General features: G+C 52.8%; 6 protein-coding genes and 5 pseudogenes. 9 read left to right on the top strand and 2 right to left on the bottom strand.

Going from position 1 to position 12,633, the window contains the following annotated elements; translation table 11 throughout:
- Positions 1-142 precede the first annotated feature (142 nt).
- The 7 genes and pseudogenes from FDY98_RS23870 to FDY98_RS23900 all read left to right on the top strand — a co-directional run bounded on the left by FDY98_RS23870 (position 143) and on the right by FDY98_RS23900 (position 6,904).
- Positions 143-808 carry a GntR family transcriptional regulator gene (locus tag FDY98_RS23870; protein WP_027958572.1) on the top strand — a complete coding sequence of 222 codons (666 nt, stop codon included), beginning with the start codon at positions 143-145 and terminating at the stop codon, positions 806-808.
- A 346-nt stretch (positions 809-1,154) separates the two neighbouring features.
- Positions 1,155-1,955: pseudogene (locus FDY98_RS23875) on the top strand (ABC transporter substrate-binding protein); the annotation flags it as partial.
- Positions 1,956-2,037: 82 nt separating this feature from the next.
- Positions 2,038-3,824, top strand: a pseudogene (gene lhpI / locus FDY98_RS23880) (cis-3-hydroxy-L-proline dehydratase).
- A gap of 3 nt (positions 3,825-3,827) precedes the next feature.
- Positions 3,828-4,492: pseudogene (locus FDY98_RS23885) on the top strand (amino acid ABC transporter permease).
- Between the two features lie 10 nt (positions 4,493-4,502).
- Positions 4,503-5,153: an amino acid ABC transporter permease gene (locus FDY98_RS23890; RefSeq protein ID WP_027958576.1), complete on the top strand. Its 651-nt coding sequence runs from the start codon at positions 4,503-4,505 to the stop codon at positions 5,151-5,153.
- A complete protein-coding gene (locus tag FDY98_RS23895; RefSeq protein WP_027958577.1) occupies positions 5,146-5,868 on the top strand; it encodes an amino acid ABC transporter ATP-binding protein in 723 nt (240 codons plus the stop codon). Before FDY98_RS23890 ends, FDY98_RS23895 begins: the two co-directional genes overlap by 8 nt.
- Before the next feature lie 8 nt (positions 5,869-5,876).
- Positions 5,877-6,904 (top strand): annotated as a pseudogene (locus tag FDY98_RS23900) (trans-3-hydroxy-L-proline dehydratase).
- Positions 6,905-7,003: 99 nt separating this feature from the next.
- On the opposite strand, the gene FDY98_RS23905 reads toward FDY98_RS23900, so the two are convergent.
- The gene (locus FDY98_RS23905; protein ID WP_027958579.1) at positions 7,004-9,064 is read right to left on the bottom strand and encodes a TonB-dependent siderophore receptor; all 2,061 of its coding nucleotides are present in this window, start codon (positions 9,062-9,064) and stop codon (positions 7,004-7,006) included.
- 577 nt (positions 9,065-9,641) lie between these two features.
- Between FDY98_RS23905 and FDY98_RS23910 the strand changes: the two genes are divergently transcribed.
- Positions 9,642-10,352, top strand: a complete 711-nt coding sequence (locus FDY98_RS23910) for a Crp/Fnr family transcriptional regulator (RefSeq protein ID WP_027958580.1) — start codon at positions 9,642-9,644, stop codon at positions 10,350-10,352.
- Between the two features lie 199 nt (positions 10,353-10,551).
- Positions 10,552-11,264, top strand: a pseudogene (locus tag FDY98_RS23915) (Crp/Fnr family transcriptional regulator).
- Positions 11,265-11,395: 131 nt separating this feature from the next.
- On the opposite strand, the gene FDY98_RS23920 reads toward FDY98_RS23915, so the two are convergent.
- Positions 11,396-12,622 (bottom strand): metal-dependent hydrolase family protein, encoded by a 1,227-nt coding sequence (locus FDY98_RS23920; RefSeq protein WP_027958582.1) that lies wholly within the window; start codon positions 12,620-12,622, stop codon positions 11,396-11,398.
- Between the last annotated feature and the right edge of the window lie 11 nt (positions 12,623-12,633).

The raw sequence follows: 12,633 nt of genomic DNA on the forward strand, positions 1-12,633 counted from the left end.
GAAAACGATCGCAGGCATTGCTAAAAGCGTAAGTATTTATCTACGCCTTTGCGACGTAAAAAATAAATTGCAAAATGCTAGATTGGTATACAGTATCTCGTATATTTCTCTCACCTATGGATTCTCATCGTTGCCACTCACCATGTTTAACGCACCTAATCTTGGCATTACTCCCTCGGCATCTGAGGTGATCGTAAAGCACCTGCGCGAAGCCATTATTGCCGGCCAACTCGAAGAGGGTGAGCCAATACGCCAGGATGATATTGCCAATAAATTCAATGTTAGCAAAATTCCTGTACGGGAGGCTCTGAAGCGCCTGGAAGCAGAGGGTTTGGTACTTTTCCAGCGTAACAAGGGCGCCGTTGTGACGAAGATCTCTGAACCCGAGCTGGCTCAGATGTTTGAAGTTCGCGTCCTGCTAGAGGTAGAAGCCATTCGTCTCGCCGTCCCTAATATGGGCCAAGCCACCTTCGACAATGCCGAGCGCATTTGCGACGAGTTCAATAATGAGGACGATGTGGGCCGCTGGGCCACACTGAACTGGGAGCTCCATGCCTGTCTCTACGAGCCTGCGCAACGCCCCTTCATGATGAGCCTGATACGCTCTATCCATGACAAGGTGGAGCGCTACCTCCGATTACAGTTGAGCTTGTCCAAAGGCAAGGCACGCGCCGACAAAGAGCACCGCGCTATTATCGCCGCTTGCCGCAAAGGCGACGCCGACGAAGCAGCAGCGCTGGTTGAACGCCATATTATTGGTGTGTGTCGAACACTCTACGATCATCTGCCTAACCGGCTTGCCGAGTAGTCACTGACTTTTCAGATAGAGCTTAGATCACTAAACCCCGCCCTCTTTATCCGTTGGGCAGCGATGTTCGAATCGCTACCCAACTTCGCAGTATTTCTTGTTTGATTCTTGCGTGATCTGTTTCAACGCTGAGGCTCCAAAGCGGTGATATAGCGGCTTCTGCCTACACTCTTATTAGCATTCCAGCTCACACCGCCACTCAATTTTTTTATTTAAATCAATTAAAACAATATCTTAACTTTAAGTTTGAATTAATATCTTCAAAACTTGCAAATCGTATCCGAAATAATAAATACTAAGTTTGCTGTCTCTTGCAGCCAAGCAAAGCCTACCTAGGAGGTCAAGAATGATAAACAAGACCGCTCCATTAGCGCTTTCCGCTATCTTGAGTGTATCCGTCATCGGTCAGGCACAGGCTGACAAACTCGATGAAATAATTAGCTCAGGCACCCTACGTTGTGCCGTCACCCTCGATTTCCCCCCCATGGGGTTTCGCGACGATAACAACCAGCCAGCCGGTTTCGATGTCGACTACTGTAACGACTTGGCCAATGTCCTCGAAGTCGATGCTGAAATCGTTGAAACCCCCTTCCCCGATCGTATTCCCGCACTGGTCTCAGGCCGCGCCGACGTGATCGTGGCATCTACTTCTGACACGCTGGGGCGAGCCAAAACCGTTGGCATGTCCATTCCTTACTTTGCCTTCCAGATGGTCGTCCTGACCCGGGAAGACACTGGTATCGAGCAGTACGATGATCTGCAGGGTCGCCCGGTGGGCAACACCAGTGGCACCTACGAAGCAATGGCGCTGGAAGAAGATGTGGATGAGTGGGGTGACGGTAGTTTCCGCGCTTATCAAACTCAGAACGACACCATTCTGGCCGTCGCCCAGGGCCACATTGATGCTACCGTCGTGACCAACACAGTGGCGTCCTCGACGCTCGAATCTGGCAAATATGAGGGGCTGAAAATTGCTGGCGAAGCACCCTACGTCATTGATTACGTGTCTCTTGCAGCCAACCGCACCGAATATGGCCTACTGAATTACCTAAATCTATTCGTGAATCAGCAGGTGCGCACCGGACGTTATGCGGAACTCTACGACAAATGGGTAGGCGGCGAACCAGTCGATCTGACCGTACCGGCGTTTATTACTAATTCGTTGAATAATAACAATGTATCGCGCGCTGCTCTGGTGGCGCGTTCTTCCCAACGAACGAGATGACGCTATGTCTGATGTTTCGCTCACCGGTCGTAGCCTGGTGCATGGTTCAGCGCAAGGCGAACTACTGTATACCGACGTTGGTTTGAGCTTTTGAGCTTTTGGGGTGGTGTCGATCCGTTCAGCGGCGAGATTATTGACCGCCATCATCCGTTGAACGGCCAGTGCCTTGCCGGACGCATACTCGCCCTGCCTAGTGGACGCGGTTCATGCACCGGCAGCAGCGTGCTACTTGAGTTGCTTACCGGTCAAAACGCGCCCGCTGCCTTGATATTCGCCGATCAAGAAGAGATTTTGACCCTCGGTGTGATTATTGCCGAAACGCTATTTGAAACCTCTATTCCGGTATTGTGCGTCGGCCCCGAGGCGTTTGCCACACTGCACAAAGGGCACTTCGCGCGCATTGAAAATGAGCACATAAGCCTTTTCGACTCTCTTCCCCAAGGGAATTGGACGGTAAAGGCAATCATCAACGATTCACAGCCATCCACTCCACCACCCTCCTGCGTAGCGCTAAGCGATAATGATCACGCACTCCTGGATGGTCACTATGGCAAAGCAGCTCAAGAGGCGATGCGCATTGTGTTACGAATGGCCGAGCTTCAAGGCGCTGACCAACTGATTGACATCAGCCAAGCGCATATTGATGGCTGCATTTATACCGGCCCAGCCAGTTTGCGTTTCGCTGAACAGTTAGTGGAATGGGGTGCCCAGGTCCGCGTACCGACCACACTCAATTCTATATCTGTTGATCAGTGCCGCTGGCGGGCGCAGGGCATCGACCCCGCTTTCGGCGAACCTGCCAGTGCGTTAGGCAACGCCTACATGGCCATGGGCGCGCAACTCAGTTACACCTGTGCGCCCTATCTACTCGACAGCGCTCCCAAAGCTGGCGAGCAAATCGTGTGGGCCGAGTCTAACGCCGTTGTATACGCCAATAGTGTGCTGGCGGCCCGAACGCTGAAATATCCGGACTATCTGGATATTTGCATCGCGTTGACGGGGCGTGCGCCCTTTATAGGGGCACATCAAGACCAGGGGCGTTTTGCCACGCTGCGTATCGACATCAAGCCTCTCGATTCCCTGGATGACGCTTTCTGGCCATTGCTGGGGTATCACGTGGGGTTGCTTTGCGGCAGCGAGATCCCCTTACTTTGCGGCCTAGAGGACACAGCGCCCAGTCGCGATGATCTCAAAGCATTCGGTGCAGCCTTCGCCACCACCTCAGCCGCGCCGATGTTCCATATCAGCCATATTACTCCAGAAGCGATGCGGGAATCCCAGGCCCTCGGCGACCTCCCGACTTCACGTCATCTAACCATCGAGCCAACTGATCTACTCACCCGTTGGTACGAGCTGGATCATGCTGAAGCATCCCAGGTAGACCTCATCTCCTTGGGCAATCCCCACTTCTCGTTGAGCGAGTGCGCGGCGCTGGCGGCGCTCTGTTCAGGACGTCGCAAACATCCGGATGTCGCCATGGCGGTCACGCTGGGACGAGCGGTGTATGACGACGCCAGCACGGCAGGATACATCACCACCCTGGAGCGCTTCGGAGCACAGCTTATCAACGATACCTGCTGGTGCATGTTAGGTGAGCCCGTAGTACCGCCAACGGCGCGCACAATCATGACCAATTCGGGTAAATACGCCCACTACGCCCCAGGGTTAGTCGGTCGCCAGGTGCACTTCGGCAATCTCGCCGAGTGCGTCGAGACCGCCTGTAGTGGAGAGGCCAGTGGTCGCCTCCCCTCCTGGCTGACGGCCGTTGCGACTCGTCAAGGAGCACACTAAGCCATGTTTGATTATACCTTCCAGTGGCGAACTGCCTTTAGGGCCCTGCCGGATATGCTCGATGGTGCGGTTGTCACTTTTGAGACCGCAGCGCTATCGATGATCTTCGGCGTCTTAATCGCCCTGGCGTTACTGGCGATGCGAGAAACGCCTAACCCGGTAACGCGGGCGGTCGCGGGTACCTGGGTGTCGATCGCCGCAATACGCCTGCGCTGTTCCAGATCTATATCGTCTATTTCGGTCTTGGCGCTATCGGTATGCACGTTAGTTCATGGGCAGCCCTACTAGCGGGTATTACCTTTAATAACGCGGGTTACTTAGCTGAAAATTTTCGCGGCGGCCTTAAAGCGATTCCCGATACCCAGGTTCGTGCGGCCCGCTCCTTGGGGATGAGCAGCTTCCAGGCGTATCGATTGGTGGTGGTACCGCAACTACTGCGCATCGTTTTTTACCCGATCACCAATCAAATGGTGTGGGCGGTATTAATGACCTCGTTGGGCGTTATCGTTGGCCTGAATAACGATCTCACCGGAGTGACTCAGGATTACAACGTCAGAACGTTCCGCACCTTTGAGCTATTTGCGCTGGCAGCGGTGCTCTATTACCTGATCGCCAAACTAATTGTAGTGATAGCCCGGCTGCTGGCCTGGCGGCTATTCCGCTATTGAGGGCCTGACTATGTTTTCAACTAGCTTCACCTGGAACGACCTGCTGTTTCTGCTTCAAGGGGCCTGGGTCACTCTGTTACTGACGTTTTGGTCGATGCTGCTCGGTACCTTTCTGGGCGTCTCCTGTGGGCTACTCCGCGCGCTACTGCCCAGAGCAACGATTCCGCTGGGGTGGTTTCTAGATATCTTTCGCAGCGTGCCGTTGCTGATCCAGTTTGTGCTGTTCAATTCGCTCAAGAGTATTGTGGGCCTGGATTGGAGCGCTTTCACCGTGGGCTGTGTGGTACTTGGCGTGTATGTGGCCGCTTTCTGCACCGAGATTGTTCGCAGCGGCGTGCTATCGGTGCCCCAGAACCTGCGTTTGGCCAGTCGCTCGCTGGGCATGACCTACTGGCAAGACCTGCGTTATGTGGTGATGCCGCTAGCGACCCGGGTAGCCTTTCCCGGCTGGCTCAACCTTTCCCTCTCGGCCATGAAAGATACCGCGCTGGTCATGTGGATCGGCATCATTGAATTGCTCCGTGCCTCCCAGGCCATCGTCACACGCATTCAGGAGCCATTGCTGGTGCTATGTATTGCAGGGCTCATCTATTACCTCATCAGCTTGGTGGTCTCCCGCCTAGGTGCCCAAGTGGAAAAAAGGTGGCAGCAGAATGATTGAGATTGAAAAAGTACATAAGTCGTTTAAAGACCTGGAAGTGATCAAGGGCGTTGACCTAACCGTTCAAAAGGGCGAAGTGGTCTCCATTGTAGGGGGCTCCGGCTCGGGGAAATCAACCTTGTTGATGTGTATCAATGGGCTGGAAAATATCCAAGGCGGATCAATTAGGGTCGACGGCACTGAGGTGCATGCCAAGGACACCGACATTAATAAGCTGCGGCAGAAAATTGGCATTGTCTTCCAGCAGTGGAATGCCTTTCCGCACCTGAATGTGCTGGAGAACGTCATGCTGGCGCCGCGTAAAGTGTTGGGCAAGAGCCGGGCTGAAGCCGAAGAGCTGGCAGTAAAGCAACTCACCCATGTGGGCCTTGCCGATAAGCTTAAGGTGTTTCCCGGCAAGCTCTCTGGCGGCCAGCAGCAGCGTATGGCGATTGCCCGTGCGCTGGCCATGTCACCGGACTATATGCTTTTCGACGAGGCTACCTCGGCACTTGATCCTCAGTTGGTAGGGGAAGTGCTGGATACTATGCGCCTACTGGCCGAAGACGGCATGACCATGATTCTGGTCACCCACGAGATCCCTTTCGCCCGTGACGTATCCGACCGTGTGGCCTTTTTCCGCGAAGGCCTCATTCATGAGATCGGCCCTCCAGATCAAGTGATCGATAATCCGCAGAAGCCGGAAACAGCCGCCTTTCTCAAGTCAGTGGTCTAGAGGTTTACATGCGTTCAAGCAAAGTCATTCATGTTGTCAGCTGTCATGCCGAGGGAGAAGTCGGAGACGTCATCGTAGGTGGCGTCGCACCACCACCTGGCGATACGTTATGGGAGCAATCGCGTTGGATTGCACGCGATGAAACCCTACGCAACTTTATGCTCAATGAGCCACGCGAGGGCGTATTTCGACACGTCAATCTACTGGTGCCGTCAAAAGACCCTCGCGCCCAGATGGCATGGATCATCATGGAACCTGCCGATACACCACCGATGTCCGGTTCTAATTCGCTCTGTGTCGCGACTGTGCTGCTCGATAGCGGCATTCTGCCTATGACGGAGCCTGTCACCCATTTGGTACTAGAAGCGCCGGGTGGTCTGGTTGAGATTACCGCGCAGTGCCGAGACGGCAAGGCCGAGAAAGTTGAAGTGCATAACGTACCGTCCTTTGCCGACAAAACTGACCGCTGGATCGAGGTTGAAGGTATAGGATCGCTGCAAGTCGATACCGCCTACGGGGGCGATAGCTTCGTCATTGCCGACGCCCAACAGCTGGGGTTTTCACTGCATGCTGATGAAGCAGCCGATCTAGTCGCCACCGGACTTAAGATCACCCATGCTGCCAATGAACAGCTGGGGTTTACGCATCCATTGAATCCAGAATGGTCACATATATCTTTTTGCCAAATAGCGGCACCGGTGAGCCACGAAAGCGGTGTAGCAACCGCCACGAATGCGGTGGTGATTCGTCCTGGTAAGATTGATCGATCCCCTTGCGGCACAGGCTGTTCTGCACGCTTGGCGGTGCTGCACGCGAAAGGTCAATTGAAAGTTGGGGAGCCCTTTATCGGCCGATCTATTATCGGTTCGGAGTTTGAATGTCGAATCGTAAGCCAATGCGATATAGCGGGTCGCCCAGCCATTATTCCTAGCCTAGCCGGACGCGCCTGGATTACTGGAACTCACCAGCATTTACTCGACCCTAGCGACCATGGCCGGAAGGATATCGACTCTCAGACACTTGGCCGACAAGCTAAAATAAATGCCTAACAATCGTTGTTCGTTCATAAGCCACACCACCTGCTAAAGCCTCAGGTCGTGTGGCTGAGAAACCGAGACAGTCAGACCGAAAAGCCTTACCAGCTATATTTCACGCTGCCAATCACACTGCGGGATTCACCGTAGTAACACCAGAAATCAGATTCGCAACTCGCCACATATTCTTCATCGGTGACGTTATTAACGTTGAGCTGAGCCGTCCAACTTTCATTGATGTCATAGCTCGCCATGGCATCGCCCACGGTATAACTGGCTACATCGATAGTAGACCCACCTGAGCTTTCGCCGACATGGCGAATACCAGCGCCGACTTTCAAACCATCCACGGCGGTGCCTTGAAAGTCATAGTCAATCCAGGCCGATGCTTGATGACGTGGAATTAGGCTCTTACGCTGACCGTTTTCATCCTCAGCATCAGTATAAGTATAAGCAGCAGTTAGTTGCAGTTGGTCGGTCAAATAGCTAACACCCTCTAACTCAAACCCTTGGGATGTCTGTTTACCACTCTGCTCCTGACGACCTCCTGTTGTTGAAGTCACCAAGCTATTGCGTTGCTCTAGGTCAAAGATTGCGGCGGTTACATAGCCATCCCAAGCAGGAGGAGCAATCTTAACCCCAAGCTCCCACTGCTCGCCTTCCAATGGTTCGTAAAGATCTCCACCATCGTCAACGCTGGTTTGCGTTTCAAAAGATTCCGTGTAGCTAAGGTAGGGGTTAATGCCATGGTTTCCGAGATACATCACACCACCGGACCAAGAGACCTGATTATCATCGGCCCGCTCAGTTGCTCCAGTAGTTCGATTGGCGTTGTCAGTTTCTGCCTGGTCGTAGCGAACTGCTCCCAACAGTACCCAACGGTCATCGATACGCAATTGGTCCTGTAGATAAACACCTAGCTGCTCTTTATCGATCTGGCGCTGAGTCAACTGATCGCTGGAGACTGGAGCAATATCGCCCTGCGGGTTGAAAATATCGACAACATCGTAACCAAAACTATCGAATTCCTGACCATCAAGACTTAGATCCTGGTAGTCCATCCCGAACAGCAAGGTATTTTCAGTACGATCTGTGTACCACTGACCCACCATACGATTATCAATCGTAAAACTGTCAATCTCACCATCACGCTGCAAATGGCCCCGCGAAGCGGTCTGCCCATCGCCCGTTTGTCCTAGGACATAAGTACTGCGAAGATCCAGATCGAGATGGCTATACCGGAAATCCTGCTCGAATTTCCAAGTATCATCGAGCTGATGTTTGAATTCGTAGCCGACGGCCGTCTGAGTACGTTCGTCCTTGTCGTAGTCGGGCGCGCCATAGTTAGTTTGCGGGTTTACCTTACCAAAAGGCGTATTGTCTACCGTACCATAGGGAAGTTTGAAAGGATTGACCGGGACGCCGTCGTCCTTCTGGAAGCTTGCAAGTAGCGTAAGCTGCGTATCGTCGGATAAATCCCACTCAAGGCTCGGCGCAAAGTAGTAACGCTCATTTTCGGTGTCATTTAAATCACCGTCCCGCTCCTTATATAGCCCAACGACGCGATAGCGTACATCCCCACTTTCTGTGGCTGGGCCCGAGGTATCAAAACCCAACTGGCGGTGATCACGGTTGCCTGCTTGAATTTCGACCTCACCTCTTTGCTCATCGGTAGGACGCTTGCTTACCGCGTTAATCAGTCCTCCAGAAGGAGCTTCGCCATATAGGATCGATGCGGGCCCCTTAAAAACGTCGACTCTATCCAGGCCATAAGTTTCAGGTAACCACTGATAGTAACCGGTGCGATAGAGACGAAGGCCATCCAGATAGGTTGCCTGGTCAAACCCCCGGATTTTGAACCAATCCGTGTTGTTGTCCGAACCATAATGACCGGAAAGCACGCCAGAGCGATATCGAAACGTCTCGTCGAGTTGCTGGACGTTACGTTCATTGAGCTCTTCACGGCTCACAGTCGATACCGGGCGTGGTGTCTCTACTAGCGGGGTATCGACTTTCAGCGCCGTGGCCGTAACCACCACGGTATCGTTGGAAGTGGTTTCTTCCTGAGCATAGGCAGATGCGCAAAAGAGCGCCGCAGTGACGGGGATCAGTGCGGAAATTGAGCGCGCCAAAGGACGACGGGCAAACGGCAGACGAGGCATGATAGAGTCTCAGTTGGAATTAGGAGCAAAGAGGAAGCAGAGAAATAAGCATCATGATAATCGTTGTTATTAGCATTCATGATAGCGCTTTTGAATAGTTGCTTTCAATGGCCTAATGCGGGGATTTTCCACGCTGACTGAAGGCGATACCAACAGACTGTACCCAATGCATCTCAACTGCTTAGATGCTTTAGCAGTTGAGATTTGAGAAGAGAGGCGCTGCGTTCCCTGCAGCGCAAAGTGCAACGTCCTGTTTAGGCATTTCCGTTGCCACACTTATACCTACATTAAACAGTTAGCTATCTGTTGGCTGTGCGCTGGCGAACATGGGGGTGAAAAACTCCTGCAATAACTATCCCTCTCCAACGATTCTCTCTTATACAACACGTCGTTTCTAAGCCTGTTCCAAGAGGCTTATGTACGTTAGCGTACTGAGTTGGTCTGCCGATAGCCTATACTAAAAACGATATCTGTATAAAAATTTGTGATAACAGTAAAAAGCATTAGAAAAGAACATCTTACTCAGACAATTTTGATCAAAAGCCGCGCAACAGCCAACAACAGGGGGAGAGGTGCGATGCTAGAACTCCAGCAGAACGCTCTGCTTGGCTTATTACCCGAAGAAGACCTTGCGCATCTGTTGCCTCATCTTGAGCAGGTTACATTGTCCTTGGGTCAGTCACTCAGCGAATCCGGCCGGCAAATGAGCCATGTCTATTTCCCATTGGATTCTATCGTCTCACTGCTGTGCGTAATGGAAGATGGTGCCTCGACGGAAATTGCCGTAGTGGGTTATGAAGGAGTGGTAGGCGTTTCGTTGTTCATGGGCGGAGAGACCACCCCCAGCCGAGCGATTGTGCAGAGTGCAGGGAAGGCTTACCGCCTTAAGGGGCAATTACTCAAAAACGAATTCTATCGCGCGGGCCCTATGCAGCGACTACTTCTGCGCTATACCCAAGCCTTGCTGACGCAGATGGCACAGACAGCGGTATGCAACCGCCATCACAGCGTCGATCAGCAGCTATGCCGCTGGCTGCTACTCAGCCTCGACCGGCTACCGGGCGATAAATTGATTATGACCCAAGAGTTAATTGCCAATATGCTGGGCGTGCGGCGCGAAGGCGTGACCGAGTCCGCAGGGAAACTCCAGCGAGCAGGGCTGATTTCCTACAACCGCGGGCATATCACCATCATTGACAGGCCTGGGCTAGAGAAGCGGGTCTGCGAGTGTTACGCGGTGGTTAAGCGCGAGTACGACCGCCTACTCAACCACCATGACGTAATGTAATAATTCAATCCCTACTATCAATCTACCCGTAAACACCATTCCAACGTTATGTACGCTAGCGTGCCGACGAGTGATTTACCCAATGTTAATATGCGCATAGTCCGTCAATAACGCTGATGATGGCCTATCTGCAGCCGACATCAAAATGATTTACACCTTCATTGTGCCGTTTGCCAGGTTCTTATAACCGGAGAGGCACATGACGTCTATTTTGAACGTTCCCGCTGCCAATCAACTCCTTGTTGAGCTGCCGGAAGTCGAGCGAAATGCCTTTATGGCTGCCTGCGACACCGTGGAGCTTAGCTTTGGTGAAGTACTGCTACAGCCCACAGAGACATTTACCCACGTCTATTTTCCCATCGATAGCTTCATCTCACTGATTGTCGTCATCGATACTGACAAACGACTGGAAGTCGCGATGGCGGGCCGGGAAGGAATGCTGGGTAGCTCATTAGCACTAGGCATTGATGAGGCGCCGCTACTCGCGCTGGTTCAAGGGGCTGGTTCGGCTCTACGCATGACTGCTGAAAGCTTTCAGCAGCTACTACCCGGTAGCCCAGTATTACATCAGCGACTAAAGCGATATATCTATGTCGTGATGAAGCAACTGGCGACATCCGCGGCGTGTAATCACTTCCACCGGATTGAAGAGCGCCTCGCCCGCTGGCTGCTGATAACTCAGGATCGCGCGGGTACCGATCAGTTGAATCTGACTCATGAGTTTCTGGCCATGATGCTCGGGGTTAGACGTGCAGGCATTACCCTGGCGGCGATAGCCCTGCAGGCGCGTGGCCTAATCCGTACCAGCGTGGAACCATCACGGTGCTTGATCGACTAGGCCTAATCGAGGCGTCCTGCGATTGCTATAGCGATGATTGCGCGTTATACGCCAAAATGTTACCGGTGATATAAAGAAAGGAAGCGTAACGCTTGATCAAGCATTTAATAAGCCCCCTTCCTCTGTAACACCAACGGGCTAGGTAAAGAGGCCATTGGCTGGCCTCTTCATTACGCAGCGTTTTATTAAGCAGCATTAAGCCTGACTACAGAACATTTTTGTAAGCTACTCCCCCTTTCATAATTAGCATGAGCTGCTCATCGGGCTGAGTAAGAACATTAATATCGTCCAAAGGATTGTCTTTAAGCACGATTACGTCTCCCCTTGCGCCTGGGATAATCTCGCCAAAATCGCCGGTGTGACCATAAGCGTCGGCGGCGTGGCTAGTGGCTGCACGAATCAGCTCGTCGGTGGGCACTACATCTTTGCGTAAATGAAATTCGTTGAGTTGATGGCGTTGCATCCGGCCAAGAAGATCAGAGCCGTATAGCATCTTGACACCGTATTGTTGAGCCATTTCCAGTGCCTTACCGCCAGCATCCAGCACATCATAAACCTTGCGTTGTAGGTGCTCGGCCATGCCCGCTTCGACGCCCTCCTTCGCTAAGGCATCGTAAGTGCAGAGAGTCGGCGTTAGGTAAGCGTCGTACTCAAGGAATAGCCGACAGCTCTCCTCGTCCATAAGGTTGCCGTGCTCAATGGTCTTGACGCCTCTGGGGATAAGCCGGTTGATAGCGCGCGCCGTATAGGCATGTGCCATGGTATGAATATTGGCGGCGGTGGCTTCTTCCACAATGGCATCAATTTCCTCAAGCGAAAATTGCGTACTGTCGATACGGTCGGTAGGTGAAGAAACGCCGCCAGACGCCATAATCTTGATCTGGGTGGCCCCCTTTCTGATCTCGTCCCGTGCGGCCCGGCGTACTTCGCTTACACCATCGCAAACACGACCTAGACCCGCGCAGCAGAAGCAGCCTTCAAAGGTTTGTTGGCCTGGGCCACGCATATCGGCATGGCCACCTGTCTGAGAGAGTGCATTCCCTGCGTACATGATGCGCGGGCCGACCAGAGCGCCTTCATCGACAGCCTTGGCGAGCCCGTAATCTGCACCGCCAGCATCGCGCACGGTCGTGAATCCGCGCATCAACATAGCTTCCAGCAGCTCGCTTGATTTGGCACCGACATAGAAAGGCGAAAGCGTCTCAAGCAGAGCAAAATTGGGTGTAATTGCCGTGACGTGTACATGCGAATCAACCAGTCCGGGCATCAGGAAGTGGCCTTGAATATCGATGACGTGATCATCACTGCCCTCTCGCGGCGAATCGCTCACATCGACGATACGGCCATCCTGAATACGCACCTGCTGGTTGGCGAGTACTTTTCCGTTGCGCGTGTCGATAACGTTGGCATTTATAAAGCGTGTCGTTGTCATGAGTATTCCTT

Origin of the sequence: Halomonas sp. PA16-9, assembly GCF_009728585.1 — a bacterium.
Classification (GTDB): Bacteria; Pseudomonadota; Gammaproteobacteria; order Pseudomonadales; family Halomonadaceae; genus Vreelandella; species Vreelandella titanicae.